At 34.1% G+C, this 26,286-nt stretch carries 28 protein-coding genes; 11 read left to right on the top strand and 17 right to left on the bottom strand.

Annotated elements, in window-relative coordinates; all coding sequences use genetic code 11:
• The 3 genes from recO to gdhA form a co-directional block, all read right to left on the bottom strand.
• The coding region (recO, locus tag ACH2BV_RS00510) for a DNA repair protein RecO (RefSeq protein ID WP_395048473.1) at window positions 1–623 on the bottom strand (623 nt) is incomplete at its 3' end.
• Between the two features lie 29 nt (window positions 624–652).
• Entirely contained in the window at window positions 653–2,941 is a 2,289-nt protein-coding gene (locus ACH2BV_RS00515) for a T9SS type A sorting domain-containing protein (protein WP_395048475.1), read from the bottom strand.
• 138 nt (window positions 2,942–3,079) lie between these two features.
• Window positions 3,080–4,423: an NADP-specific glutamate dehydrogenase gene (gene gdhA, locus ACH2BV_RS00520; RefSeq protein ID WP_395048477.1), complete on the bottom strand. Its 1,344-nt coding sequence runs from the start codon at window positions 4,421–4,423 to the stop codon at window positions 3,080–3,082.
• A gap of 329 nt (window positions 4,424–4,752) precedes the next feature.
• Between gdhA and ACH2BV_RS00525 the strand changes: the two genes are divergently transcribed.
• The gene (locus ACH2BV_RS00525; RefSeq protein ID WP_395048478.1) at window positions 4,753–5,556 is read left to right on the top strand and encodes a glutamate dehydrogenase; all 804 of its coding nucleotides are present in this window, start codon (window positions 4,753–4,755) and stop codon (window positions 5,554–5,556) included.
• A 57-nt stretch (window positions 5,557–5,613) separates the two neighbouring features.
• Here the strand turns inward: ACH2BV_RS00525 and ACH2BV_RS00530 are convergent, their stop codons facing one another.
• Together ACH2BV_RS00530 and ACH2BV_RS00535 are read right to left on the bottom strand one after the other, a co-directional pair.
• Window positions 5,614–6,759, bottom strand: coding sequence for a cystathionine gamma-synthase (locus ACH2BV_RS00530; protein WP_395048480.1), 1,146 nt, complete (start codon window positions 6,757–6,759; stop codon window positions 5,614–5,616).
• Between the two features lie 130 nt (window positions 6,760–6,889).
• Entirely contained in the window at window positions 6,890–7,345 is a 456-nt protein-coding gene (locus tag ACH2BV_RS00535; RefSeq protein ID WP_395048481.1) for a DinB family protein, read from the bottom strand.
• A 77-nt stretch (window positions 7,346–7,422) separates the two neighbouring features.
• Between ACH2BV_RS00535 and ACH2BV_RS00540 the strand changes: the two genes are divergently transcribed.
• The 8 genes from ACH2BV_RS00540 (at window position 7,423) to ACH2BV_RS00575 (ending at window position 13,411) form a co-directional block, all read left to right on the top strand.
• Window positions 7,423–7,785, top strand: coding sequence for an arsenate reductase family protein (locus ACH2BV_RS00540; RefSeq protein WP_395048483.1), 363 nt, complete (start codon window positions 7,423–7,425; stop codon window positions 7,783–7,785).
• 246 nt (window positions 7,786–8,031) lie between these two features.
• Entirely contained in the window at window positions 8,032–8,892 is an 861-nt protein-coding gene (locus tag ACH2BV_RS00545) for a YicC/YloC family endoribonuclease (RefSeq protein WP_395048485.1), read from the top strand.
• 59 nt (window positions 8,893–8,951) lie between these two features.
• Entirely contained in the window at window positions 8,952–9,410 is a 459-nt protein-coding gene (locus ACH2BV_RS00550) for a hypothetical protein (protein WP_395048487.1), read from the top strand.
• 36 nt (window positions 9,411–9,446) lie between these two features.
• Window positions 9,447–10,019 (top strand): guanylate kinase, encoded by a 573-nt coding sequence (gene gmk / locus ACH2BV_RS00555; RefSeq protein WP_395048489.1) that lies wholly within the window; start codon window positions 9,447–9,449, stop codon window positions 10,017–10,019.
• A 24-nt stretch (window positions 10,020–10,043) separates the two neighbouring features.
• Entirely contained in the window at window positions 10,044–10,625 is a 582-nt protein-coding gene (nadD, locus tag ACH2BV_RS00560) for a nicotinate (nicotinamide) nucleotide adenylyltransferase (RefSeq protein ID WP_395048491.1), read from the top strand.
• Between the two features lie 99 nt (window positions 10,626–10,724).
• Window positions 10,725–11,492 (top strand): type 1 glutamine amidotransferase domain-containing protein, encoded by a 768-nt coding sequence (locus ACH2BV_RS00565; RefSeq protein ID WP_395048492.1) that lies wholly within the window; start codon window positions 10,725–10,727, stop codon window positions 11,490–11,492.
• A 280-nt stretch (window positions 11,493–11,772) separates the two neighbouring features.
• The gene (locus ACH2BV_RS00570) at window positions 11,773–12,768 is read left to right on the top strand and encodes an NAD(P)H-dependent glycerol-3-phosphate dehydrogenase (protein ID WP_395048494.1); all 996 of its coding nucleotides are present in this window, start codon (window positions 11,773–11,775) and stop codon (window positions 12,766–12,768) included.
• A 43-nt stretch (window positions 12,769–12,811) separates the two neighbouring features.
• Window positions 12,812–13,411 carry a hypothetical protein gene (locus tag ACH2BV_RS00575; protein WP_395048495.1) on the top strand — a complete coding sequence of 200 codons (600 nt, stop codon included), beginning with the start codon at window positions 12,812–12,814 and terminating at the stop codon, window positions 13,409–13,411.
• Here ACH2BV_RS00575 and ACH2BV_RS00580 read toward each other — a convergent pair whose 3' ends face one another.
• The 3 genes from ACH2BV_RS00580 to ACH2BV_RS00590 all read right to left on the bottom strand — a co-directional run bounded on the left by ACH2BV_RS00580 (window position 13,412) and on the right by ACH2BV_RS00590 (window position 15,389).
• A complete protein-coding gene (locus tag ACH2BV_RS00580) occupies window positions 13,412–13,819 on the bottom strand; it encodes a hypothetical protein (RefSeq protein WP_395048497.1) in 408 nt (135 codons plus the stop codon).
• 82 nt (window positions 13,820–13,901) lie between these two features.
• Window positions 13,902–14,921: a phenylalanine--tRNA ligase subunit alpha gene (gene pheS / locus ACH2BV_RS00585; RefSeq protein ID WP_395048498.1), complete on the bottom strand. Its 1,020-nt coding sequence runs from the start codon at window positions 14,919–14,921 to the stop codon at window positions 13,902–13,904.
• A 111-nt stretch (window positions 14,922–15,032) separates the two neighbouring features.
• Window positions 15,033–15,389 (bottom strand): hypothetical protein, encoded by a 357-nt coding sequence (locus ACH2BV_RS00590; protein ID WP_395048500.1) that lies wholly within the window; start codon window positions 15,387–15,389, stop codon window positions 15,033–15,035.
• A gap of 119 nt (window positions 15,390–15,508) precedes the next feature.
• Here ACH2BV_RS00590 and ACH2BV_RS00595 point away from each other — a divergent pair, with 119 nt between their 5' ends.
• The gene (locus ACH2BV_RS00595) at window positions 15,509–16,012 is read left to right on the top strand and encodes a CvpA family protein (RefSeq protein WP_395048501.1); all 504 of its coding nucleotides are present in this window, start codon (window positions 15,509–15,511) and stop codon (window positions 16,010–16,012) included.
• A gap of 58 nt (window positions 16,013–16,070) precedes the next feature.
• On the opposite strand, the gene ACH2BV_RS00600 is transcribed toward ACH2BV_RS00595, so the two are convergent.
• From ACH2BV_RS00600 to ACH2BV_RS00640, 9 genes are all read right to left on the bottom strand, one after another.
• A complete protein-coding gene (locus tag ACH2BV_RS00600) occupies window positions 16,071–16,814 on the bottom strand; it encodes a tetratricopeptide repeat protein (protein ID WP_395048503.1) in 744 nt (247 codons plus the stop codon).
• A 46-nt stretch (window positions 16,815–16,860) separates the two neighbouring features.
• Window positions 16,861–18,615 (bottom strand): BatD family protein, encoded by a 1,755-nt coding sequence (locus tag ACH2BV_RS00605; protein ID WP_395048504.1) that lies wholly within the window; start codon window positions 18,613–18,615, stop codon window positions 16,861–16,863.
• 20 nt (window positions 18,616–18,635) lie between these two features.
• Window positions 18,636–19,373 (bottom strand): tetratricopeptide repeat protein, encoded by a 738-nt coding sequence (locus ACH2BV_RS00610; protein WP_395048506.1) that lies wholly within the window; start codon window positions 19,371–19,373, stop codon window positions 18,636–18,638.
• Entirely contained in the window at window positions 19,373–20,407 is a 1,035-nt protein-coding gene (locus tag ACH2BV_RS00615) for a VWA domain-containing protein (protein WP_395048507.1), read from the bottom strand. Before ACH2BV_RS00615 ends, ACH2BV_RS00610 begins: the two co-directional genes overlap by 1 nt.
• Before the next feature lie 6 nt (window positions 20,408–20,413).
• Window positions 20,414–21,415, bottom strand: coding sequence for a VWA domain-containing protein (locus tag ACH2BV_RS00620; protein WP_395048509.1), 1,002 nt, complete (start codon window positions 21,413–21,415; stop codon window positions 20,414–20,416).
• The gene (locus ACH2BV_RS00625) at window positions 21,415–23,040 is read right to left on the bottom strand and encodes a hypothetical protein (protein WP_395048510.1); all 1,626 of its coding nucleotides are present in this window, start codon (window positions 23,038–23,040) and stop codon (window positions 21,415–21,417) included. Before ACH2BV_RS00625 ends, ACH2BV_RS00620 begins: the two co-directional genes overlap by 1 nt.
• Before the next feature lie 93 nt (window positions 23,041–23,133).
• Window positions 23,134–23,493 (bottom strand): four helix bundle protein, encoded by a 360-nt coding sequence (locus ACH2BV_RS00630; protein ID WP_395048512.1) that lies wholly within the window; start codon window positions 23,491–23,493, stop codon window positions 23,134–23,136.
• Window positions 23,494–23,584: 91 nt separating this feature from the next.
• Window positions 23,585–24,448, bottom strand: a complete 864-nt coding sequence (locus tag ACH2BV_RS00635) for a DUF58 domain-containing protein (protein ID WP_395048513.1) — start codon at window positions 24,446–24,448, stop codon at window positions 23,585–23,587.
• An 89-nt stretch (window positions 24,449–24,537) separates the two neighbouring features.
• Window positions 24,538–25,542 (bottom strand): AAA family ATPase, encoded by a 1,005-nt coding sequence (locus ACH2BV_RS00640; RefSeq protein WP_395048514.1) that lies wholly within the window; start codon window positions 25,540–25,542, stop codon window positions 24,538–24,540.
• Window positions 25,543–25,755: 213 nt separating this feature from the next.
• Here ACH2BV_RS00640 and ACH2BV_RS00645 point away from each other — a divergent pair.
• On the top strand, window positions 25,756–26,286 hold a 531-nt coding region (locus tag ACH2BV_RS00645; protein ID WP_395048516.1), incomplete at its 3' end, for an aldo/keto reductase family oxidoreductase.

Consider the following 26,286-nt stretch of genomic DNA (forward strand, 5'->3'; position numbering starts at 1 on the left):
ACAATTTGCCTTTCGATGACGTGGAAGGTTTTCTGGTTGTTATCAAATTTTAAAGGAATGAGTTTTTTGAAGAGATTCGTTTCGTGTTCTGTGAGCGAACCGATTCCCTGAAATGGAGTAAAAACACCTTCGTTGGTGTCGAAAAAAGGGAATTCCATTTCGGAAATATCAGGATAAAAGCCCAAGTATTTCGTGATTTCGAGCATTAAAATTAAATGGAAATTAGCCGTTTCGTTGTGATTATCAAGCCAGAACAAAGCCGTTTCCAAAAAGGCAAAAAGGTGTTCATTTTTCTCTTCTTCGTGAATGGAATGGTGCAAGATTTCGGAAATAAACATCACAATCGTACTCTTATAAATATCGGAATGTATGGTTTGAAATGGTATCGCAATTTTGATTTCCTTGAAATTCTCTAAAGTACCTTTGTTTTTGTGAACAGCTTCGATTTCGAGAATGGTCAGCGGTTGGAAATAAGCAATTTTTTGGTTTGATTTTCGGGAGGAAAAAGCATCGCGAACAAAGTAGGATTTCAAACCATTTGATTCCGTAAAACATTTTACAATCAAACTTTTCTCTTGATATTTGAGAGACGAAATGACGATAGCTTTGGTTTTTACCAACATTGTAATTTGGAGTTTTTCAAATTTGGAGTTTACCTGATAATCATCACTTTTTTGACTTTGGTTTCTATTCCGTCTTGGGCTGCAACAAAAATAAGATAAACACCTGAAGCTACTTTGTATTTCCCAAAAGCTGTTGTATCCCATTCTATAGTCCCTCCTTCGGAAGTTGTTTCGTATACTAAATTGCCTTCAATGTCGGTGATTTTTATATTGGCTTTATCTAATAATCCAGCTATTTTTACAGTTCCTTCGTATTCTGGACGCACTGGATTTGGATACACATATACATTATTTAAATCTTCATTAGCTATAGTTGCTGAACCTTTGAAGGAAACCAACCCTTTGGTAGTAGCTATAAAAACTTCACCTGTTGTACTATTTATATCGATGTCGTTTATCGTATTACTGGGCAATGGAGAATTATTTATTGTGAAATGATACTTGGTTTCCTGTCCGTTTGGCGAAACTAAAAACACACCTGAATCAGCAGTTCCAATCCATTTATTATTGGCTCCATCTACCACAATATCAGTGATGAATTGTTCATACATCAATTCCTGAGCAAGATTATTATCTAAAATTATTATGGAATTTGTTGTCATTTGATCTTCGGTTAGAAAAGCACTAACATTAGACAAAACTCTTAACCCTTTTTTAGTTCCTATCCAAAGTTGGTTTCTATTATCCACCGCAATTGCTCTGACATCTGTAGTTGGCAGATTTCCTTTATCTGTACCAAACGATATTTTTTTAAATTTATTAATGGATTCGTTATAACTTATCAAACCATCAGTATTAGTACACCACCATTTTGTGCTGTTTTTATCTATTATCATTCTGCCCATACTGGCATCGATGCTTTTATCCAGAATTCCATCCAATGAAAAACTTTGCCATTGTCCGTCAGCTTTAAAAACTTTTAATCCTTTTTGAATTAGGCTGTTATTCAGCCAAAGATTTCCGGATTTATCAAATGCGGCTCCATTAATTCTAACATCAATATAGTTAGGGCCTAGAAAAGTTATAGATTCCAATCCGCTATTCGTTTGATTATACAAGATTTTGGGCACATCATCTACAATTTTTAGCAATCCCGAAAAAAAGGAACTAGCATACACTTCGTTTTCATTATTGGGATTCACAGTAATCCTGGATATTGACTTAGCTCCAAATACTTTTTCGTAAGGAATATTCAACCAACCTGTTGTGCTATATTTACTAATGCCATAACTGTCTAATGAATATGGATTATATCCTTCATTATAATCACCATACACAGTCCAAAGAGATGTTGCAGTGGCTTGAAGCGCAAATACACTATTCCTCGATGGACCAATTGGAGTGCTATTTTCAAAAGCTGAAGAGACAGAAATTGTTGTGTTTATCAATCCATTTTCATTCGTGCCAATATATATAACATCTCCAACGCTTGTGGCACAAGTAAAAGTAGAAATACTTCCCAAAATTTGACTGCTGCTTATTTGACGAACAAGTGCCAATTGTTTATTATAAATATAAACACTGCCTAATGTAGTTATTATCAAATAATCATTACTCACTCTCGTATCTACAGAAGCTTGCGAAAGTGGTATATATCCTATAAAAGAATTAGAGCCTAAATCGTATTTATGAATATATCCTGAGGCATTTATTGCAATAAGTTCTGTATCGAAAGTCTCTATACTTGACCAGCTTCCTAGGGCAATTTGTTTCCACTGATTAAAATCAATCAAATTTTTACTTGTGATATCTGCTTTTCTGATACCGTCATTTGTAGACGCGTAAATATACCCATTAAAGACGGCAGTTTGTGTAACGCTAATCTCTGCTCCATTATTTCCTATAAAATAAGTATCGCCAAATAGCATTGTGGCTAAATTGAATTGAACGATTCCAAAATCACAGGAAACATAAACAATTCCTTTATATTCCATAAAATGATTGATTTTTTTTATGTTCGAAGGTAGTTGCTTATTGATAATATCTACGATGTTTAGCATACTGCCATCGGCTTCGTTGATTACAATCATTAATCCATTTTCATAGCCTACAAGAGTTTTATTAGATGTGCCGCTGTAATACAATGCCGATATCGTTTGACCTGAAAGTCCGTCAATAGTGTTGGTGGTTTTAAGCTGGTTAGTGCTTGTATTTTTTGAAAACAATGCGTTTTCAGAAGCCGCAAAAATGGTTTTGGGCGATTGAGACACATCTCTAATATTATTATAGGAAAAATAGCCTTGCCATAACAGATTGCTTTGGGCAAAACCTGTCTGCATAAAAATCAGAAGTGAAAAATATAGAAACCTTTTTTTCATTATTTGTAAAAATATTGGTTCACAAATATACTACAAACGAAAGTAATGGGATTTTGTTACATACAAAAAAAATGCCTTCAATCTAATCCTGATAGCTCAGGTCAGAAAGAAGGCATTTTTGTATTAACTAAAAAGAATTTAAACCACTCCCTGAGCTAACATAGCGTCAGCCACTTTTACAAATCCTGCGATATTTGCCCCTTTTACGTAATCAGTATATCCAGTTTCGTCAGTTCCATATTTTTTGCATTGATTATGAATTCCAACCATAATATCTTTTAACCTCTGATCCACTTCTTCACTTGACCAGTTTAAACGAATAGAATTTTGTGTCATCTCTAATCCAGAAGCCGCAACACCACCTGCGTTAGCCGCTTTTCCTGGTGCATATAGAACTTTTTTGCTCAATATATATTTAATAGCGTCTAAAGTACAAGGCATATTAGCGGCCTCAGTAATACAAATAGTACCGTTTTCAATTAATTTTTTAGCATCCGCTACATGTAATTCATTTTGTGTAGCACAAGGAATAGCGATATCAGCTTTTACTTCCCATACACTTTTCCCTTTATGGAAAACAGCATTTGGATATTTCTCCACATACATTTCGGCTCTATTGTCTCCACTAGCTCTCATTTCAAGCATATAGTCAATTTTTTCGCCTGAAATTCCTTCAGCATCATATATATATCCGTCAGGTCCTGAAATCGTCAGAAGCTTTCCTCCTAATTCATTTATTTTTAACGCTACACCCCAAGCAACATTTCCAAATCCAGAAATAGCAACAGTTTTTCCTTTGATTTCCTGTCCTACTGTTCTAAGCATTTGTTCTGTAAAATATACCACTCCATATCCAGTTGCTTCAGGTCTTATTAATGAACCACCATAAGCAATTCCTTTTCCTGTTAAAACTCCTGTGAATTCATTTCTAATTCTTTTGTATTGACCAAAAAGATATCCAATTTCTCTTGAACCAACACCAATATCACCAGCAGGAACATCAATTTCCGGTCCTATGTGTCGGCATAATTCTGTCATAAAAGATTGGCAAAAACGCATTACTTCTGCATCTGATTTGCCTTGAGGATCGAAATCCGAACCTCCCTTTCCACCTCCCATAGGAAGTGTTGTTAAACTATTTTTGAATACCTGCTCAAAAGCAAGAAATTTAAGTACTGATAAGTTAACCGAATTATGAAATCTAATTCCTCCTTTATAAGGTCCAATTGCTGAATTCATCTGAATTCTAAAACCTCTATTGACTCTGATTTCTCCTTTATCATCTACCCAAGTTACTCGAAAGGTTATCGTTCTTTCAGGCTCAGTAATTCTGAGAAGCAAATGCTTACCATCATATTTTCTTTGCGTAGCTATAAAAGGAATAACCGTTTCGGCAAATTCTCTAACTGCTTGAATAAATTCAGGCTCATTGGGGTTTTTTGACTCAACTTGAGTCATAAAATTATTGATTTTTTCTTCCATTTTGAAATATATTGTTCAATCAAGGTTAATATTAATCGTTTGCTTAACCAAAAAAAATAATTTTAAGAAAACGATTTCGTAATTGTTTGCAAATATACATTATATAAGAATATTAACATCTATAATTGAAATTTCTTCATGTATTTTTATTCTTTTTATAAATGTTGAAATGATTTTATTTAAAATCAAAACTATTAATGGGTAAATACAAAAAACCTTATATTTTGTTTATATAATATTCAGAATGTTTGACGTTATTATATATTTGCTTAGATAATATTCGGAATGATTGATGTTTTTATATATTTGTAAAAAAGTAATCTATTATAATGATCCCAAAATCTATTACATTTTTCTGCCTCCTCTTTTTTGGGATTTCAAATATAGCTAATGCTCAATTTGGATTTTCACACGAAATTGGCGCCATTGCTGGCCCTGTTGCCTTTCAGTCCGATTATGGAGAGCGATATGACTTGACCACAAATGCAGGTAATACTGGATATGGAATTGGTATTATTCACTATTTAAATTTTTCTTATACAGCAGAATGTAATTGCTATACTCCAGAAACTTATTTTAATGATCATTTCAAATTAAGAAGCGAATTATCCTATAATAGCACTAAGTTAGATCATTTTGGTCAATGGGTAGAAGGTAAAAATTCCATAGGCAAAGAACAATTAAGGGCAATGCACGGAAGTACTGCTGTTACCAATGTAGGAATGCAACTTGAATTTTTCCCGTTGAGTATTCGCGACTTTACTGAAACAATAGAAAGTTGGGGTCCATTTATAAGTCTTGGAGGTCAATTTAGTTTTTACAATGCAAAAGCTTGGTCAACAATGGGGCCTTTGGGAACACCTTTAACAACTTTTCCCAAATATCTAGTCCCTACAGACGACCGCGCTTATGGTTATTCAACCGAAGGAGGTTCTGTTTGGTCAATAGTTTCAAGTGTTGGAACACGTTATAAATTGGCTCCATTATCCGATTTAATGGTGGATTTAAGATTGCAATATTATTTTTCTGATTGGGTTGATGGTCTAAAACCAAATCCCGCTCTTTATAAAGAGAATAAGGCAAACGACTGGTTAGTCTGGTTCAATGTGGGTTATATTTATTACTTACAATAGTAGAATACAAAACTATAAAAGCAAAAGCCCGATTTTACTCAAATCGGGCTTTTGCTTTTATTCCAATGCTTGTTTTAAATCTTCGATTAAATCTTCTGCATCTTCAATACCAACGCTCAATCGAACCAAATCATCCGTGATTCCAACTTCTTTTCGTTTATCTTCCGGAATCGATGCGTGTGTCATCAAGGCTGGGTGATTTGCCAAAGATTCAACTCCGCCGAGTGATTCTGCCAAAGTGAATACTTTTAGTTTTTCCAAAAAGTGAATTGAATCCTCTTTTTTACCTGAGACAAATGTAAAGGAAACCATTCCGCCAAAACCGCTCATTTGCTTTTTGGCAATTTCGTGATACGGATGACTTGGCAATCCTGGATAATATACCGTCTTTATTTTTGGATGTTGACTTAAAAATTCCACCACTTTTTCGCCGTTTTCGCAATGTCTCTGTACTCTAAGATGCAAAGTTTTTATTCCTCTTAAAACCAAGAAGCTGTCCATTGGTCCCAATGTTGCGCCTGTAGCAAATTGTTGAAAATGCAATTGCTCTCCCAGTGCCTCATCTTTTACTATCAAAGCTCCGGCAATAACATCAGAATGTCCGCCGAGGTATTTCGTTGCCGAATGCATCACAATGTCGGCACCCAAATCCAAAGGTTTTTGTAAATAAGGCGTTGCAAAAGTATTGTCAACAGCAAAAAGAATATTTTTTTCTTTAGTGATTTTTGCAATTTCCTGGATATCGGCTAATTTCATCAACGGATTAGTTGGAGTTTCTACCCAAACTAATTTGGTGTTTTCATTGATTAAAGAATGAAATTTATCCAAATCATTCATATCAACAAAATGGAATTTTATTCCAGAATCTTTATAAATGCGTGTAAACATTCTATACGTTCCGCCATACAAATCGTCCATAGCAATGATTTCGTCACCTGATTTAAAAGAGCGCAAAATACAATCAGTTGCTGCTAATCCTGACGAAAAAGCTAAAGCGCGCGTTCCATTTTCGATACTTGCCAATGCGTTTTCCAATGCGGTTCTTGTTGGATTTGAAGCTCTGCTGTATTCGTAATCCGGATTTATAGGTTTTCCGGGACTTGTTTGTGCAAAAGTTGACGTTTGATAAACCGGAGGCATTACTGCACCAGTGGCCGGATCATGATGTTGTCCGCCGTGTATAGTTTTAGTATTGAATTTCATTGTGATTTTTTTGTAAAGGTAATTTAGTTTATGTCGAAATTATGAAATTTAACAGATTTCCTAGCCCCGATAGAGCCGATATCCTTTGTGAGGAACGAACAAAGATAAAGGCGAAAGCGGGACAAAGCTCCTAAATAAGCTTCCTGAGACCCATCATAATTCCAATGTGAAGTCCTTCGTGAAAGTTGTTGAATGCCATTGCATCTTCGGCACTTTTTATGGTAAAACCAGTTGATGTTGGATATTCCTGAAAATTTTTGAAAATTTTATTGTTAAAATCTTCCTTGGTTTGATCGATGGTTTTCAATAATAATGACTTTATTTCGTCCACTTCAGCTTGGGTGGCATTATTTTCCGGTTTGGTCCCTTTCATATATTTCTGCACCAATTCGTCTGAAACCATCATTGGCAAGCCCGAGAATTTATAGACCAGCAATTGTTGAGTCACGACAATGTGAGCAATGTTCCAAATAAGATTGTTCTTAAAACCTTCGGGGATTTTATTGAGCTGTTCTAAAGTATGATTTCCCAAAAACTGGGAAACTATTTTTCTGCTTGCACTGGTGATGTCGAATATCTGTTGCATTTTTTTAAATTTTTGATAAAAATAATCATTTTCCATATCAAATGGATTTTCTTTGTATAAAGAAATTATCGTTTATTATGAACAAAATATATTATCTCGCTTCCTGCGATACGTGCCGCAAAATCATAAAATCGTTACCAAAAGGTCATAATTTGGTTTTTCACGACATCAAACAAGATCCAATAACAGTAGAAGAATTAGAAGAAATGCGAGAGCTTTCAGGAAGTTACGAAGCACTTTTTAGCAAAAAAGCACAACTTTACAAATCGCTGGATTTAAAAAATAAATCCCTGACCGAAGCTGATTTCAAGAACTACATTCTGGAACATTATACTTTCCTGAGTCGTCCCGTTTTTATTATTGATGGTAAAATTTACATTGGCAACAGCCAGCAAAATATGCTTCAGGTGATGAAAAAATTAGTGGTCAATAATCAGTAAACAGTGGTCAGTGCCTGATTATAAAATGACCCAAGGCAAGCGATTTTAAAAAAAAGGCGCCACGAATTTCACGAATTTGTGCAAGCCACAAAAATTCGATAAATTTAATTTTTATTCATTATAAATTTGTGTTAATTCGCGAAATTAGTGTTTAAAGATTTTAAAGCTGTTTACCCTGAAAACTGAACACTAAAAACTGACCACTGACCAGTTTTTCCTTATCTTTGAACTCTTTTAGAAAATAATATGATACAATCAATGACCGGATTTGGCAAAGCTACTTTGCAATTGCCAACCAAAAAAATAACAGTAGAAGTAAAATCCCTGAACAGTAAAGGTTTGGATTTAAGCGTGCGAATGCCTTCGACTTATCGCGAAATGGAATTGGGTTTACGAAACCAAATTGCTTTAAAACTCGAAAGAGGAAAAGTGGATTTCTCCATTTTTATCGAAAGCACTGCCGAGCAAACTTCCACTAAAGTAAATGTGCCAATTGTGAAAGCCTACATCAATCAATTGCGTGAAGTTTATGCTGATGCCGATGAAACCGAATTGATGAAAATGGCTGTCAGAATGCCTGATACTATGAAAACCGAGCGAGAAGAAATCGACGAAAATGATTGGGTTCAAATCCAAACCGTTATCGAGGAATCTTTGCAAAACATATTGAATTTTCGCAGAGACGAAGGTGCTTCTTTAGAAAAAGAATTCCAGTTGCGAATAGGCAATATTCGTCAATATATGAACGACGCTTTGGCATTGGATCCAGAACGTGTTCAGGCTATAAAAGACCGTTTGCAAACCGCCATTTCTGAGTTAAAAGTCAACGTTGACGAAAATCGTTTTGAGCAGGAATTGATTTATTACCTAGAAAAACTAGACATCACCGAAGAGAAAGTCCGTTTGACGAATCATTTGGATTACTTCCTAGAAACGATCAACGGAACGGAAGCCAATGGTAGAAAATTAGGTTTTATCACTCAAGAAATGGGACGTGAAATCAACACAATGGGTTCGAAATCGAATCACGCACAAATGCAAAAATTAGTCGTGATGATGAAGGATGAATTGGAAAAAATTAAGGAACAGGTTTTGAATGTGTTGTAATTACTGAAAACGATACGTAAAAGTTACTTGGAATTAAGAAAAAAATATATGAAAACGTTATGAAAAAAATTAAAAGTAAATCAAATAGTAAGTTATTCATAATATTTTTTATTCTGAATTTCACTTCAATTGCTTTTCTAGATTTATTCATATTACTAATAACCAATGGAGCTTCGCAAAACGAATTTCCATGGAATATGTTTCTATTAATGATTATAATCTCTAGTCCCATAATACTTCTTCAATATCCTTTATTAAAACTTAAACAAAATTGGTTTTATAAGTCAATTATATTTTACTTAAGTATGATTGTTTTTCTGTTTTTTTATGGAACTATACAATCAATGTTTTTGGATATGAATAAAGTCAATATTGTTGATTATTTTGAAGATGGATTAGGAATGATAATTCTAGGGCAAATATTTGGATTAACAGCTTTTCCGGGGATTGTAGCAGTAAATTGGGCAGCAAAAGAATATACGTTTAATGTAACTGAACAAGAACAAAAAACAAATTGAGGATGAGATTACTTCGTTCCTCACAATGACATTAAAATGAAAAAAGGAAAATTAATAGTGTTTTCAGCACCATCAGGGTCAGGGAAAACCACAATCGTTAGACATTTACTAGGAAAAGAAGACTTGAATCTGGAGTTTTCAATTTCGGCAGCAACACGGCCAGCTCGTGGCGAGGAAGTCAATGGAAAAGATTATTATTTTATGTCGCTAAAAGAGTTCAAAACCCACATCAAAAACGAGGATTTTGTAGAATGGGAAGAAGTATATCGCGATAATTTTTACGGAACTCTAAAAAGCGAAGTGGAGCGCATTTGGGCAAAAGGAAAAAACGTAATTTTTGATATTGACGTTTCTGGCGGACTGCGAATTAAACACAAATTTCCTGAAGAGACTTTGGCTGTGTTCGTGAAACCACCCAGTGTTGACGAACTAAAAAGAAGACTCAAAGAACGCTCTACTGAAAGTGATGATAAAATCAATATGCGCATTGCAAAAGCTTCGGTGGAATTGGCAACGGCACCACAATTTGACAAAATTATCAAGAATTACGATTTAGATACTGCCAAAGAAGATGCTTATCAATTGGTAAAAGAATTTTTGAAGGATTAAGTACACTGCATTTAAATTCGGTTTATGAAAGTAGGATTGTATTTCGGAACATTCAACCCCATTCATATTGGGCACTTAATTATTGCCAATCACTTTGCGGAATATTCTGGTTTAGACCAGATTTGGATGGTCGTGACGCCACACAATCCCTTGAAAAATAAAGACACTTTGCTTGATGATTATCAACGGCTGCAATTGGTTTTCCTAGCTACCGAAGATTATCCAAAAATTAAACCATCAGATATTGAGTTCAAGTTGACACAGCCCAATTACACTGTAAATACATTGGCACATTTACAGGAAAAATACCCTCAGCATACTTTTTCGTTGATCATGGGCGAAGACAATTTGAAGTCGTTGCACAAATGGAAAAACTACGATATAATTTTGCAAAATCACGAGATTTATGTGTATCCCCGCATTTCATCGGAATTACAAAATTCGGAGTTCAAAAACAATCCAAAGATTCACATTATTGATGCACCAATTGTAGAAATTTCGTCAACTTTCATTCGTGAAAACATCAAAAACAAGAAGAATGTCCGTCCTCTTTTACCTGAAAAAGTTTGGGACTATATTGACCACAATAATTTATACAAGAAGTAGCCTCTAAATACTTTTGAAAAATTATTTATCACAAACTTGTGGTAAATAGACTTCGTTACTAACATATTCAACCTAATTTTGTACTAATAAAAATAAGTTATGAGAAAAATTGCAATTTTTGTCGTTTTAGCATTAACTGCCAGTTGCATAACTGCAACTGCACAAAAACAAAATAAAAAAGTTATGAAAAAAGTATTATTTGTTGTTACAAGTCACGATAAATTGGGCAACACAGGAGAAAAAACAGGATTTTGGACAGAAGAATTAGCAGCGCCATATTATGCTTTGGCAGATAAAGGAGTACAAATAGATATTGCAACACCGCTGGGAGGTCAACCTCCAATTGACCCAAAAAGTGAAGATCCATCGGCAGCTACAGAAGACACGAAAAGATTTGACAGCGACACAGTTCTTCTTGAAAAACTAAAACACACGTTGAAATTAGCCGATATCAACCAAGCTGATTATGATGCAGTGTTTTATCCTGGAGGTCACGGTCCACTTTGGGATTTAGCCGAAAATGCTGATTCAGCAGCTTTGATTGCAGCATTTTACACGAATAACAAACCGGTTAGTTTCGTTTGTCATGCTCCTGGAGCTCTCAAAAATGTAAAAATTAATGGCGAATTTCTAGTGAAAGGAAAAAAAGTGACTGGTTTTTCAAATACTGAAGAAGCGGCTGTTGGTTTAACCAAAATTGTTCCTTTTTTATTAGAAGATGTTTTACAGGAAAATGGCGCTACTTATTCAAAAGCGGATGATTGGCATCCTTATGCCGTTGAAGATGGCTTGTTAATAACAGGACAAAATCCAGCTTCTTCTAAACTGGTTGCAGAAAAACTATTGCAACAATTGAATTCAAAATAATAATTAATTGAATTAGAAAAGAAATAGAAAGGCGTTCCTAAATTAACTTTAAGAACGCCCTTTACAAAAATACTAAAACAAAACTAACTAATTCAATCTCTATACTAATTTATAAAAAACTATTTACCAATAAGTTACAACGTGTAATAAAAAAATATATTGTACAGAACTAAAAAATTTTTTAACTATTTTTTTTGATGGTTTTGAATCACATTTCTGTGGCTTCTTTATTGCTTTATTAGTATATTTTTAAGTACTTTTGGTTAAATCTAATAAAAAAATGGCCGATAATTTAAAATTTGCAGTAATTGGTGGCGGAAGTTGGGCAACAGCAATTGCTAAAATGCTATGTGTAAACCTAAAAGAAATTGCCTGGTATATGCGAAATGAAGATGCAATTGAACATTTAAAAAGTCATCATCACAACCTTAATTATCTAAGTTCTGTTGAATTTGATATTAAAAAACTTAAATTGACCAGCGATATAAATGAAGCAATTGCTTATGCTGATTATATCATTTTTGCCATTCCTTCGGCTTTTTTGAGTGGTGAACTTGAAAAATTGACAGTGTCATTGAAAGACAAAGTTATTTTCTCAGCCATCAAAGGAATCGTCCCTGAAACGAGTTTGATTGTTGGAGAACATTTTAATAATACTTATGGAATTCCTTTTGAGAATATCGGTGTAATCACGGGTCCTTGCCACGCCGAAGAAGTTGCTTTGGAACGTTTATCCTATCTTACTATTGCTTGTGGCGATGCTGAAAAAGCAAAAATTGTGGCCAAATATTTATCTAGTAGTTATATTAAAACCAAAATTTCTGACGATATTATAGGTACAGAATATGCCGCAATGCTCAAGAATATTTATGCCATCGCAGCAGGAATCGCCCACGGCTTAGGTTATGGTGATAATTTCCAATCGGTGTTAATGAGTAACGGTATTCGGGAAATGAAAAAATTTATCAAGAAAGTCCACAAAATGAAACGTAATATCAATGATTCAGCCTATTTAGGTGATTTATTGGTAACGGGTTATTCTGTTTTTTCGAGAAACAGAATGTTCGGGAATATGATTGGGAAAGGCTACACCGTAAAATCGGCTCAAATGGAAATGAGTATGGTTGCCGAAGGATATTACGCTACAAAAAGCGCTTACAACCTTAACCTTGGTTATGGTGCCAAAACCCCAATTATCGATGCGGTTTACGAAATTTTATATGAAGGAAAATCCGCTAAAAAAGTGTTTGAAAGATTAACGGAAAAGTTGGATTAATGTATAGTAATTAGCGACCGTTTTCAAGTTAAATAAATTTTTTATGAAATATTCTGTTTTTTTATTTATTGTCTTTCTGTCTTTTTTTTGTCAAAAGAAAGAACAAAAAGAAACCAAGAAAAAAATCGAAATCACAAAAATCAAAAGTTTGTTTGATACTATTTACAAAAGCGAAAACATAATTATTTACGGCGATAGTACTATCGATAAAAATAAAATAAATTATTCATCAATCAAATTTGAACCTTACATTTCATTTAATGATTTTCCTGTAAATAAACTTCCTATCACAAAAAATGTGAAGTTAGATTTGGAATCTCTTAAAGAGGCAAATGAATTTAGAACTCGTTTACAAGAAGCTTTTAAAACAGACACTATCAATTTTGCGGGTCACTATACTTTTGTTTTTTGGGGGTGCGGTTCTCCTTGCAAAATTAGTATGGTAATTGACAGGCTTACTGGAAAAATATATGAATCTCCAACTTCAAGTATTGGTTATGAATTTAAATCAGATAGTAAAATGTTGATTGTAAATCCGCCAAATGAAAAGGGATTTTATGATGATTGTATTTATTGCAAACCAATTATTTATGTTTTTAATGAGAAAAACAAAATTTTTGAGGAATTAAAACCAAAGTATTAATTACCTCACAATTACACCATCCACAAACAAAATAGGTACTTCCTCAACATAATCTGGAGTTATAGTATTTGCTTTGAAAATAAATTTTCTGTCATATAATTTGTCGCCCATAAAAAAAGTCAGCATAAACTCATTGTTGAGTGTCAAAACACTTTTCTCCAACATTTCAATTTTTACCACTGAAACAGCAGGAACTTCTACATAAGCGTGACGCAAAAGTGATGTTTTTTTCATCTCTCCATTAAGTGTTCCAAAGGCTTTGGAAACAATCATAACGCCATCGAGATTGAAATCGCTGTCGTTTACTAAATAAGCATACCAAACCTTTTCCATAAAGTCGTCACTCCATTCCTGAACTGCGGCTATGAAAACGTTTTCTACTTCGGGGATGTTGATGTCTTTTTTCATTTTGAGATAATAGATGATAGACTAAAAGATTATAGACCCGTAGATCGAATCTCTCATCTATCCGTCTTTTTTCTGTTGTCTTTTAAATACTCGCCTTGAACTGCTCCAAGAAGCGAACGTCATTTTCGTAAAACATTCGAATATCGCCAATTTGATACAACAACATTGCGATTCTTTCGATTCCCATTCCAAAGGCAAAACCAGTGTATTCGTCCGAATTTATATTGCAATTATTCAAGACATTAGGATCGACCATTCCGCAACCACCAATTTCTAACCAACCGGTTCCTTTAGTAATTCTATAATCGGTTTCGGTTTTTAAACCCCAATAAATATCAATTTCGGCACTTGGTTCCGTGAACGGAAAATAAGACGGACGAAGACGGATTTTTGATTTTCCGAACATTTCTTTGGTGAAATATAAAAGCGTTTGCTTCAAATCAGCAAAGGAAACGTCTTTGTCAATGTACAATCCTTCGACTTGGTGGAAAATACAGTGTGAACGCGAGGAAACGGCTTCGTTACGGAAAACCCTTCCCGGAGAAATCGTTCTGATAGGCGGTTTGTTGTTTTCCATATAACGCACTTGCACGGATGAAGTGTGTGTGCGCAGCAAAATATCTGGATTGGTTTGGATGAAAAAAGTATCCTGCATATCGCGTGCCGGATGGTATTCTGGCAAATTTAATGCGGTAAAATTATGCCAATCGTCCTCAATTTCAGGACCTTCGGAAACGTTAAAGCCAACGTTCGAAAAGATATCAATAATTTGGTTTTTTACCAATGATATTGGGTGACGAGAACCAATGATTACGGGTTCTGCCGAACGCGTTAAATCACCGTAAAATCCTTTTATTTCTTCTTTACTTTCTAAAGCTTCTTGAATCGATTTTACTTTATCCTCAGCTGAAGATTTAAGTAAATTGATAACTTGTCCAAATTCTTTTTTATGATCGTTGGGCACGTTTTTAAATTCGGCAAAAAAGTCTTTTAAAAGACCTTTGCTTCCTAGAAATTTGATTCGGAATGCTTCGAGTTCTTCCTTATTTTGTGTTGAAAAAGCTTGTGCTTCACCAATATATTCTTTTATCTTGTCTATCATTTTCATCCAATAATTGAGAGTGCAAATTTAAGGAATTTGTTCGAAGTTTAAAGTTTAAAGTTTAAAGTTTACACAATAAATCTGAAATCTGCAATCGTTATACTACACTCATCAATCAATTAGTTCCTTTTCGATAAAATAATTAACGATGGCTTCTTTCATCAAAACCGATTGCTCCCCAGCTTTTAGTGCCGGTAATTCCTCTTTTACCTTATAATGGGGCCAACCTTCCTCGTCAAAAAATTCAAATTCATAAAAACCATAAGGCTCCAACAATCTGCAGATTGCGATGTGCATTAAGTTTAGTTTTTCGTCTTTTTCGTAGGTATTATGTATTTTTCCGAGTTCCTGAACTCCAATTAAATAAATTATGGCGTCCAAATCTAAGTCTTCGCCCTGCGAAAATTGATTGGAAAGTATCATTACAAGCTGTTCCCAGCGTTCTTTAAGTTGTATATCTCTAGACATTTTTTTGTGTTATGAATTATGAATTATGAGTTATGAGTTCATAAAACACAAATTTTATTTTGGCAAAGATACCAACATAATTCTTTTATCTTTGTTCTTTATTCTTTCAATCTATTTATATGAGTTTTTTAGATATTTTTTTAGGCGTGTTGCTAGCGTTTAGTATACTTCAAGGCATAAGAAACGGCCTTTTTGTAGAATTAGCTTCTTTAATTTCCTTGATTTTAGGAATTTATATTGCCATAAAGTTTTCGTTTTTAGCAAAAGTAATGCTTGCTGGAATTGTGCATTGGAACCCAAAAACAATTCAAATCGTTGCCTTTATAGTCACCTTTCTTCTAGTTGTTATTGCTATTTCGATTATGGCAAAAGTACTTACCAGCGTTGCTAATTTTGCGCAATTAGGCGTCATAAACAAACTAGGTGGTGGATTTTTTAGACTTTTAAAAACAATATTGGTAATCAGCATCTTTTTGAACCTTTTCGAAAAAATTAATTTCCATAATACTTTTGCCAAAAAAGAAACTTTAGATAAGTCGCTGTTTTATCGTCCGATTCAAAAAACTGCTGGATTTATTTATCCTTCAATTGAAAAATGGTATGATGAATTGAAGAAAAAATAAGCAGATAGCAGGTTGGAGATTTCAGATTTCACAAGTTCTGCCATCTGAAATCTGAGGTCTATTTCACTTCCTTAATTGCTGTTTTTTCAATCCAGCCTTCAGTTCCATCAGTCAATTGTATTTTTTTCCAATTTTCTAATGTTTCCAGAACAAAAACTTTGGTTCCTTCATGAAGTGTAAAAACTGTTGTACTAGCCTTTTGTGGCTCACTTTTCACCAAAACCATTTCTTCAAAAATAATCGCAGGTCTTTCATTTTCGAAATCATTTTTCTCTGAAATTGCTGCTGAAACACTAATCAAAAGCAGAAAGATCAAGGCAAACATTCCAAAGAAAAATATTCTTTTGGACAAAGCTATTTGAGAGAAATAATATCCAATAAAAAAAAGTAAAAACAGAGTAGAAAAACCAACTGAAATCCAAGCCCAAGTATTGTAATGAAAGGTCGAAGTAAGATTGTGAACCATTTTTGAAAAGCCCACTTTTGGAACATCTTTTACTTCGTCAATGGTCATTTTTTGAGCAAATTTCAAGTTGTTTTTTATTTCGGCATCGTCCGGACTTAGAACTAATGCTTTTTCATAATTATAAATTGCCGGCGCAACTTTATTCAATTTGTAATAGCAATTTCCAAGATTAAAATACAATTCCGACGAATGTTGTTTTGCAGATAACACGCTTTCATATTCTGAAATTGCTTGTTCATATCTTCCTTTTTGGTACAAATAATTCCCTTTATCAAAACCGCTTTGGGCAAATAAAATTTGGGTTGTTAGTAGTAATATAAAAATTATCTTTTTCATTATTTATTTTTTTTGGAACACGGATAACAATATTTGTTATGTGCGTTTAACTAATCTGTTTCTCCAAATCTGAAATTATCAATACCGCTTTATCAAAATCCTGTTGAATTGCTGCACTTGACGATAAAGCAAAACGAGCTAGTTCGCAGTTTTCTGTTAGAGCAATAAAATCGATTACTGTTTCCGGGCTTGCATTTCTGGATATCAAAAGTTCCTGAATGTTGCTTTTGCTCATTTCTGATGTTTCGATGTGCAATTTAGCTTTCAGAAAATTATGCATCGCTTTTTCTAACGCCACATAAAATGGCTCTTTGTTGTTGATTTGTTTTTTGGCTTCGGATAAATATTTCTTGGCCAATCTATTGTTCATTTTAATTCTGTTTCCAAAAACATCGCTATCAATAGCATCTTTTTTCTTTTTGAATAACACAATCGCCGGAAGAATTAAAAATGGCAAAAACAGTAAGCCGTAAAATAAATTCGACCCTAAGAAATCATCATTATTCATTGATTTAAGATCGGTTTTTAACTTGATGAATTTAAATTGTTCGCTACTCGAAATTATATTTTTGGAGTTACCTGTTGTTGTAGCCACTTGATCATTGGCCGAAGGGCCTTCAAGAACATTTATCATTATTTCTGGCGAGCTTATAGTTTTATAAGTTCCAGAACCCAAATCAAAATAAGAAAATTGCAATGGTTTTATTGAATAATTCCCTTTGAATTGTGGAATAATAGTGTAGCTGTCGGATATTTTTCCTGACATTCCTGACAACGTTGTGTTTACTTTTTCGTTGTGAACGGCATCATACATTTCTAATGAATTAGGAACTACCGGTTTTGGCAAATTGAATAATTTCATATTCCCGTTTCCGGATACGCTAACCACTAAATCAAGACTTTCACCGCTTTTTAAATTCGTTTTTGAAGGTGTAACCCTAAAGTCAAATTTCCCTACTGCTCCCGAAAAATCTGCTGGTTTTCCCACCTCAGGAAGTGCTCTTACAGCGATTGTTTTGGCTCCAGCCGAAACCCTTTTATTTCCATTGGTAACTACCACTCGTCCAAACATATCTCTACGATTTGTAGGCAATTGCACATCAATGTCTAATGACAACGGTTCGATAACTAATTTTCCGGATTTTTGCGGATATAAAACTGTTTTTCTTAGTACTACAAAACGATATTTTTCTCCTTTAAACATTCCTTCTTCGCCAACGAGTTGTTTGATGTCAATGTTTTGACTCCAAAAATCATTGTACTTAGGTTTGTCTAATTCTCTCCAATTCGTGATTCCAATATTGTAGCTGAAATAAAGTTTGTAAACTACCGTAATAGGTTCGTTTATGTATGGATTTGTTTTAGAAATATCGGCAACTAGATAAATATTGTCATCGGCAGAAACCTGTGTGTCGTTCGGGTCTTTTGGTTGTTCTACCGCCGAAGTAACATTTATTTTTATTGGCAATGTCTTATAAATTTGACCGTTATATTCTATCGAAGCTTGTCTGATAGTCAGGTTTCCTTTTTGAGTTGGTAAAAGATAATAGGAATAGATTTTTTCGAAAGAACTTTTCCCATTTACCCACGATTGACTCACTTGCTGACTAGGTCCGGCAATAATTTTAAATCCTTCGAAAGATGGTTGATTAAAGTTGTCTCCATCAATATTCATTACGAAATCGATGCGAAGTCTTTCGTTTAATCCAAGGGTCGTTTTGCTGACTTTTGCTTCAAATTGTACCTGAGCCAAAAGTGAGTTACACGCTATTAAAACTATCGCTATTATAAATTTTTTCATTGTGTTTTATTCTAATTGAATTACCAATCTTTTTCTGTCTGAACTGGTTTTCCTTTTACTTTTTGGGCATTTACTTTGTCTTGGATCTTCTTTTCTTCGTTGTTTACGGCATCCAAAAGATTTTCTGTTCTTTGTTTAGAAATTCCGCTAGGATTTGGTTTTGGTTTTCCTTCATCCTTTGGTTTTTCGTTTTTCTTGTCTTTGTCTTTATCTCCTTTATCGTCTTTCTTGTCTTTTTCTCCGTCTTTTTTGTCCTTGTCCTTTTTTTCCTTATCCTTTTTTTCTTTGTCCTTATCCTTATTTTTGTCTTTATTCTTATCGTCTTTTGGCGGATTTTCTTTCAGCTTCTTTTTGGCTAAAGCATAATTATAACGCGTTTCTTCATCCGAAGGTTTATTGCGCAAAGCATTTTTATAGGCTTCAACCGCATTAGTATAATTTTTTTCCTTCATAAAAACATTTCCTAAATTGTGAAATATTTTATGTTTCTGAGCTCTTGATTTTGTGTTTGCCAATGCCGTTGCATAAGCAAATTTAGCTTCTGCAATCTGGTTTTGTTTGTAAATAGCGTTACCTAAATTATATGGTGCAACGGTTCTTTTGGGAAATTTTGAATGTGAAATTCTGAAATTTGCTTCGGCATCAACGAACTTCTTTTGCGCATATTCCTCATTCGCTTTTGGCAAAGTTTTGTCCTTCTCTTGAGCCGAAACTACAAAAGAAAGTGTTAGTAACATATATAAAATAAAATTTTTCATTATTCTTTTTCGTTAAATAAATTCATCTTTTGAACCCATTTTGTCTTTCTTTCCAATAGGAAAATATCCAAAAACAAAAAGGCAAAAGCAAATCCCAAGAACCATTGAAATTGCGATTGAAAATCCGCCATTTGTGTAGATTCGAATTCAGTTTTTTGGATATTATTGAGTGCGTTTTTCACGTAATCAAGCACTTCTTTGGTATTATTCCCGTTTACATATCCGCCTTTTGTGGCTTTGGCAATGGTGGTTAAACCTTCCTTGTTTAGCTTTGTAATAACCACTTCATTGTTGTTGTCTCTTTTAAAACTTTCGATAACCCCATTTACTCTCAAAGGGATTGTGCTTCCTTTTTCTGTTCCAACTCCTATAGTGATGATTTTCATTCCCAACTTATTTGCTTCTTCGGCCGCATCTTCAGCACCTTCTGAATGGTCTTCACCGTCAGAAATCATAATCAATAATTTGCTGGTTTTACTTTTGTCGTCAAAATAAGTAGCCGACAATTTTATGGCTTCGTCCAGCGAAGTTCCTTGTGAAGAAACAATATCCGTATTCATACTTTGAAGGAACATTTTTGCCACGCTGTAATCAGTTGTTATTGGTAAAACCGGGAACGCACTTCCGGCATAAGCCACGATTCCTATTCTGTCATTGCCCAGTTGATTGATAATTTGCGAAACAATTTGTTTGCTTTTTTCCAATCGGTTTGGCGCAACGTCTTCAGCGAGCATACTTTTAGAAACGTCCATTGCAAAAACAATATCGATTCCTTCACGTTTTACAGTTTCCATTTTGGTTCCAATTTTTGGATTTACTAATCCTAAAATTATTCCCACCAATGCTAAAAGTATCACAACCAACTTCAAAATAGGTTTGAAAACTGATTTTTCAGGGCTTAATTTTTTAACCAAATCTAAATCACCAAATTCACGCTGTTTTTTTCTTTTCCAATATTGATTGTATAGAAAAAGCAGCACAAAAAATGGTACTATAAAAAGAAGGTATAAATATTTTGATTCGTCTAATTCCATTATTGCTTAAATAAAACTTCTGTAAACCGTGTTTCGTAATCCTAATTCAACCAAAATTAAAAATCCTGCCAACCATACAAACGGTCTAAATTTTTCGTCATAATCATAGAATCTTAATTCTTTGATTTCTGAGGTTTCCAGTTTATTGATAGAAGCATAAATTTCGGCTAATTTGCTGTTGCTGGTTGCCCTGAAATATTGTCCATCGGTTTTTCTGGCAATCGTTTTTAATAATTGTTCGTCAATTTCTACCTTCATCATTTGGAATAAAATCTGTCCACTAGGCGTCATTTGGTATGGGAAATCAGCCATTCCGTTTGTTCCAATTCCAACTGTATATACTTTTATTCCGTATTGTTTTGCAATATCCGCGGCAGTTTCCGGCTCTATAAATCCTGCATTATTTACACCATCGGTCAAAAGAATTATCACTTTACTTTTGGCTTTGCTGTCTTTTAAACGGTTTACGGCTGTTGCTAATCCCATTCCTATTCCTGTTCCGTCTTGCAAAACCGTGTCGTATTTTATGCCTTTTATGGCTTCGAGTACAACTGCTTTGTCACTTGTTACCGGAGTTTTGGTATAGGCTTCAGAAGCGTAAAGTACAAGTCCAATTCTGTCATTTGGTCTTTCTTCAACGAAATCAGCAGCTACATCTTTCAGCGCTTCCATTCGATTTGGTTTCAAATCTTTAGCAAGCATGCTTCCCGAAACGTCTATTGCCATAACAATATCAATTCCTCTGGTCGTTTTTGTTTGATTGCTTATGTCGACTGTTCTTGGTCTTGCCATCGCAACAATTAAGGAACTTAGCGCCAATAATCGCAGCACATTCAAAAGTGGTTTTAATCTTGCCAAAAGCGAATTTGAATTCTTGAATCCTTGTGTTGAGCTTATTTTCAAACTTGCAGATTGTTGGTTTCTTTTCCAAAATAACCAAGCGCTAGCGATTGGAATCAGAAGAAACAGCCAAAAAAACTCTGGATTTAAAAAACTTAATTTTCCCATTATTGTCTGGTGTTTTGAAGTTCGACAGAGCTTAGAATTCGGTCTGAAATTTCATTGGCATATTTATCACCTTCTTCGTGAACGATAATAATTTGCTGTAATCCACCTTCCTGACTAAAGATTAAAACTTCATAATATAATTTCGTGCTGCTTTTGTTTTCACCATCAATTTTCGAAAAAGTTCCGTACCCTTTGATTCCTTTGATTCCTTCTTTAGTCTCAAAATCTTCTTGTTTTACAATCATATTTTGTGCGCCTTGAGATTCCATAGATTGCAACGCTCCGTCCAATGATTTTGATAATTCAATTTGAGTTTCTTGTTTGTATTGCAAGGTAGAAACCATAATGTAAAAATTGCTGCTCAAACTTCCATAAGCAAAAGATTGCATTTCCTTAATCAAAGCCATTCCGTTTTTGGGCAACGTTTTTGTCAAATCTATTCTTTTGAGCACTTTAGGTGTTTCAACTCTCACACTCGGATTTCCGTATTCACTTTTTATCCATTCGCCTTCCAGCAATTCTTTGGAGGAATTTCCAAAGACGTTATCTATTACATAATCGAAACCTTTGGTCATAATAAAATATGTTGTCGTTGTAAAAAGCAACATAAATACTGAAACTACTGTAATAAGAATGCGCTTGTTGCGTCGTTTTTTTAATTCTCTTTTCAATTGTTCCTGACGTTGCATTTCGTTGAGCAACATTTCATCTGCATTTTCAACTACTACAGGAATAGCTTTATCTAGGGTGACAATCGCTCTTTCTATTTTTTTTCTATCCTCAGTAATTTCGAAATCCAATGGTTTTGATTTGGCAAATTTCACTAAATCGGCTTGTTTTAAAACCACAAAAAGGCTGTCAATTGTTTCTTTCGAAAGCTTCATTTTCTTTTTCTGCGAAGCCGTTTTCAATCCTTCAATCAGTTCCGAAGTAGTGCTTTCCATTGCTGGAATGTCAATGGCCTCTTCGATATAATTTCTAACAATATCAGTCAATTCACTATAATATGCTTTGACTTCACCGTGCTGCCAAAGTTCTTTTTTCTCCAAATTGTTCAGCAAGCTTGTGGCTTTTTCTATAGGAGTTTTATAAATTTCTTCTTCAATTTTCTCCTTTTGCCTTTTTTTGATGTACCAATAAACCAATGCTCCAAAACCGGCTATTAGCAATAAAACCAAAAGATATTTCCACCAATCGCCAATCCCGTCATTTGCAGGAACAATATCCTTGATGTCGTACATTTTTTGTTTCAACGTGTCAACAGGTACATTTGCAACCTCAACTTTAAGCGAATCTGATAAAAAAGCTTTGTTATTGATTAAAATTTTTATGCTCGGAATCGTGTATTTTCCAGAATCAAATTGGATCAAACCGTATTTTTTGATTAATTCGTAACGGTCATTTTTCCTGATGGTATCAATTGGATATGACTGAATTACTTCAAGAGCACCAAAGCTTTTTGCGTTAGGAAAGATCACCTTCGACAAAGTATCGACGTTAGTTTTTAACGTTAGTTTGAACTCGGCACCAATTTTATTTTTGGTAGTATCAATGCTTGTTGTCACTTGTTTTTGTTGAGCAAAAACAGCGGTGGTAAGCAGAAAGTATAGTATTAATTTTTTCATTCTTTATTTTGACAAACTTTTGATTTTTGATTGAAGATTAACGATTTTTGATTTCAGATGTCTCTCGAAAATATTGAATCTCCTATTTCAAAATCATTTCATATTTGTTTTAGCGGTTTTTAAACTTGACACAAAAATTGAAATCAACTCATTAGCTTCCGTTTTTGCAATCGATAAATTATTTGAATCCGTCGTTAAATTTGCTTTTTCTATTATTTTTAAACAAACAAAACTTTCTCTTAATTCTTTTAAACAAACTCCCATTTTATGAATGAAATCTTTGCTGCTTTCGGCACTTTGAGCTTCTCCATAATTTAAAGCTGGAGATGTTCCTGAACGAATAATTTGCCCAGATAGATGATTTCCAGCATAGTTTTTTTCAAATTTACTCGCAACAATTATTATTGTTGCCGCAAAGTCTATCAATCTATTTTCTAATTCTTGTTTATTCACGTACTTCTTCTTTTTTAATGAAAATCTGAAATCATCTCTCCGTTTCAACCAAATCTGAAATCAAAAATCGTTAATCTGAAATCAAAAATCTTTATCTCGATTTAAAATAGCCCAATAATTTTGTTACATAACTTTCGTCAACTCTGGTGTTTACTACTCCACCTCCTGACTTACTAAATGTTTCCTTGAAATATTTTACTTTTTCGTTATAGTATTTTTCATAATTGATTCGCACTGTTTTTGAACCTGTATTAATCAATTGTGTTTCGCCAGTTTCTGCGTCAAGCATGGAAACCATTCCCAAATTTGGCATTTTTTCTTCGCGAATGTCATACACACGAATGCCAGTAATATCGTGTTTTTTCGAAGCTATTTTCAATGTATGCTCGTAATCTTCAGAAATGAAATCAGAAATCACGAACACAATAGCTTTCTTTTTTTGAGTACTTGACAAGAATTTTAAGGCTTGAGCTATATCTGTTTTGTGGCTTTTAGGTTCAAATTCTATCAATTCACGAATGATTCTCAAAACGTGTGAACGTCCTTTTTTTGGTGGAATGTACAATTCGATTTGGTCCGAAAACAAAATCAAGCCAATTTTATCGTTGTTTTGAGTTGCCGAAAACGCCATTGTTGCAGCAATTTCTGTAACGATGTCTTTTTTGAATTGGCTTTTCGAACCAAAACTTTCTGAACCCGAAATGTCCACCATTAACATCATCGTCAATTCGCGTTCTTCCTCGAAAACCTTAACGTGAGCTTCATTATAACGAGCTGTCACATTCCAATCAATTGCACGAATGTCGTCACCATATTGATACGGACGCACTTCGCTAAAAGTCATTCCGCGTCCTTTAAAAGACGTATGATATTCACCCGAAAAGATGTGATCACTCAATCTTCGGGTTTTGATTTCTATTTTTCGTACTTTTTTTAAGAGGTCTTTTGTTTCCATTGCTTCAGATTGCAGATTGCAGGTTTCAGATTGCAGAAATAAAGTCGTATTTAACGAAGCATTCTGCTATCTGCCAACTGCTATCTGATTTAAGGTACTTCAATCTCGTTAACGATTTTATTGATAATATCAACCGAAGTGATATTTTCGGCTTCAGCCTCATAAGTAAGCCCAATTCTGTGACGTAACACATCATGAACCACAGCGCGAACATCTTCCGGAATTACATAACCACGACGTTTGATAAAGGCGTAACATTTTGCGGCATTGGCAAGATTAATACTTCCACGTGGTGAAGCTCCAAAACTGATTAATGGTTTCAAATCGGCCAATTTGTATTTTTCAGGATAACGAGTGGCGAATACAATATCAAGAATATATTTTTCAATTTTTTCATCCATATAAACTTCACGAACGGCTTCTTGTGCACGCAGAATTTGTTCTACAGAAACTACTGGATTTACTTTTTCGTAGTTTCCTTTTAAATTTTGACGTACTACCATTCTCTCGTCTTCCATTTTTGGATAATCAATCACGGTTTTCAACATAAAACGATCGACTTGCGCTTCTGGCAAAGGATAGGTTCCTTCTTGTTCGATTGGATTTTGTGTAGCCAAAACTAAAAACGGTTTGTCTAATTTGAAAGTAGTGTCGCCAATCGTCACTTGTTTTTCCTGCATCGCTTCCAATAATGCTGATTGCACTTTGGCCGGAGCACGATTAATCTCATCTGCAAGAACGAAATTGGCGAAAATTGGTCCTTTTTTTATAGAAAATTCATTGGATTTAATATTGTAAATCATTGTTCCCACAACATCGGCAGGCAATAAATCCGGAGTAAACTGAATTCTACTAAAAGAACCATGAACGGCTTGCGCCAAAGTATTTATTGCTAATGTTTTTGCCAATCCTGGAACACCTTCTAGCAAGATATGTCCTTGACCTAAAAGTCCGATTAATAATCGTTCAATCATATGTTTTTGACCCACGATTACCTTATTCATTTCCATAGTAAGCAAATCGATAAAAGCACTTTCTCTTTCTATTTTTTCATTGATTGCCCTAATGTCCAAAGTCGTTGTATTTTCTTCCATTTTTGTATTTTAATTACTATAAATTGTGTTCATTATTTTTGACGGTGCAAATTGAATTTTTTTTTAGAAGTACGATGTTAAAAAATGGTTAAAACTTCTGACAAACACTGAATTTTAAGGATGATTTGTGATAGTATTTTCATAATTTTAAAGTTTCTAATAAATACACCTTAAAACTGAAGATTCTTTAATATAAATCAATAAAATGAAATTATGAAAAAACCACCTTTTTCCAAAATAATTGCCGGCACGATGACTTGGGGTTATTGGGGCAAAAATCTGGATAAAAACCAGATGATTGAACTGATGAATTCTTGTATTGAAACTGGAATTACAACATTTGATCATGCCGATATTTATGGCGGTTACACTACCGAAGCTGCTTTTGGAAACGCTTTTGGCGAAAGCCAAATCGACAGAAAAAAAATACAACTCATTTCGAAATGTGGCATCCAGTTACCGTCAGAAAACAGAAAAACTAAAATTCACCATTATAACTATTCGAAATCACACATTATTTGGTCAGCAGAACAATCGCTAAAAAATTTGAATACGGATTATTTGGATTTGCTTTTATTGCACCGACCAAGCGCATTGATGCAAGTTGACGAGATTGCCGAAGCGATTGAAAAACTTAAAAACGAAGGGAAAATTCTGGATTTTGGCGTTTCGAATTTTACTCCGAGTCAAACTGATTTAATTCAGACAAAATTGAAAGTAAATTACAACCAAATTGAGTTTTCT

Source organism: Flavobacterium sp., assembly GCF_043780635.1.
Taxonomy (GTDB): Bacteria; Bacteroidota; Bacteroidia; order Flavobacteriales; family Flavobacteriaceae; genus Flavobacterium.

Excerpts from the sequence above, each read along its gene's own strand:
- ACH2BV_RS00515 (WP_395048475.1), bottom strand. The coding sequence starts at position 2,941 with ATGAAAAAAAGGTTTCTATATTTTTCACTTCTGATTTTTATGCAGACA.
- gdhA (WP_395048477.1), bottom strand. The coding sequence starts at position 4,423 with ATGGAAGAAAAAATCAATAATTTTATGACTCAAGTTGAGTCAAAAAAC.
- ACH2BV_RS00525 (WP_395048478.1), top strand. The coding sequence starts at position 4,753 with ATGATCCCAAAATCTATTACATTTTTCTGCCTCCTCTTTTTTGGGATT.
- ACH2BV_RS00530 (WP_395048480.1), bottom strand. The coding sequence starts at position 6,759 with ATGAAATTCAATACTAAAACTATACACGGCGGACAACATCATGATCCG.
- ACH2BV_RS00535 (WP_395048481.1), bottom strand. The coding sequence starts at position 7,345 with ATGCAACAGATATTCGACATCACCAGTGCAAGCAGAAAAATAGTTTCC.
- ACH2BV_RS00540 (WP_395048483.1), top strand. The coding sequence starts at position 7,423 with ATGAACAAAATATATTATCTCGCTTCCTGCGATACGTGCCGCAAAATC.
- ACH2BV_RS00545 (WP_395048485.1), top strand. The coding sequence starts at position 8,032 with ATGATACAATCAATGACCGGATTTGGCAAAGCTACTTTGCAATTGCCA.
- ACH2BV_RS00550 (WP_395048487.1), top strand. The coding sequence starts at position 8,952 with ATGAAAAAAATTAAAAGTAAATCAAATAGTAAGTTATTCATAATATTT.
- gmk (WP_395048489.1), top strand. The coding sequence starts at position 9,447 with ATGAAAAAAGGAAAATTAATAGTGTTTTCAGCACCATCAGGGTCAGGG.
- nadD (WP_395048491.1), top strand. The coding sequence starts at position 10,044 with ATGAAAGTAGGATTGTATTTCGGAACATTCAACCCCATTCATATTGGG.
- ACH2BV_RS00565 (WP_395048492.1), top strand. The coding sequence starts at position 10,725 with ATGAGAAAAATTGCAATTTTTGTCGTTTTAGCATTAACTGCCAGTTGC.
- ACH2BV_RS00570 (WP_395048494.1), top strand. The coding sequence starts at position 11,773 with ATGGCCGATAATTTAAAATTTGCAGTAATTGGTGGCGGAAGTTGGGCA.
- ACH2BV_RS00575 (WP_395048495.1), top strand. The coding sequence starts at position 12,812 with ATGAAATATTCTGTTTTTTTATTTATTGTCTTTCTGTCTTTTTTTTGT.
- ACH2BV_RS00580 (WP_395048497.1), bottom strand. The coding sequence starts at position 13,819 with ATGAAAAAAGACATCAACATCCCCGAAGTAGAAAACGTTTTCATAGCC.
- pheS (WP_395048498.1), bottom strand. The coding sequence starts at position 14,921 with ATGATAGACAAGATAAAAGAATATATTGGTGAAGCACAAGCTTTTTCA.
- ACH2BV_RS00590 (WP_395048500.1), bottom strand. The coding sequence starts at position 15,389 with ATGTCTAGAGATATACAACTTAAAGAACGCTGGGAACAGCTTGTAATG.
- ACH2BV_RS00595 (WP_395048501.1), top strand. The coding sequence starts at position 15,509 with ATGAGTTTTTTAGATATTTTTTTAGGCGTGTTGCTAGCGTTTAGTATA.
- ACH2BV_RS00600 (WP_395048503.1), bottom strand. The coding sequence starts at position 16,814 with ATGAAAAAGATAATTTTTATATTACTACTAACAACCCAAATTTTATTT.
- ACH2BV_RS00605 (WP_395048504.1), bottom strand. The coding sequence starts at position 18,615 with ATGAAAAAATTTATAATAGCGATAGTTTTAATAGCGTGTAACTCACTT.
- ACH2BV_RS00610 (WP_395048506.1), bottom strand. The coding sequence starts at position 19,373 with ATGAAAAATTTTATTTTATATATGTTACTAACACTTTCTTTTGTAGTT.
- ACH2BV_RS00615 (WP_395048507.1), bottom strand. The coding sequence starts at position 20,407 with ATGGAATTAGACGAATCAAAATATTTATACCTTCTTTTTATAGTACCA.
- ACH2BV_RS00620 (WP_395048509.1), bottom strand. The coding sequence starts at position 21,415 with ATGGGAAAATTAAGTTTTTTAAATCCAGAGTTTTTTTGGCTGTTTCTT.
- ACH2BV_RS00625 (WP_395048510.1), bottom strand. The coding sequence starts at position 23,040 with ATGAAAAAATTAATACTATACTTTCTGCTTACCACCGCTGTTTTTGCT.
- ACH2BV_RS00635 (WP_395048513.1), bottom strand. The coding sequence starts at position 24,448 with ATGGAAACAAAAGACCTCTTAAAAAAAGTACGAAAAATAGAAATCAAA.
- ACH2BV_RS00640 (WP_395048514.1), bottom strand. The coding sequence starts at position 25,542 with ATGGAAGAAAATACAACGACTTTGGACATTAGGGCAATCAATGAAAAA.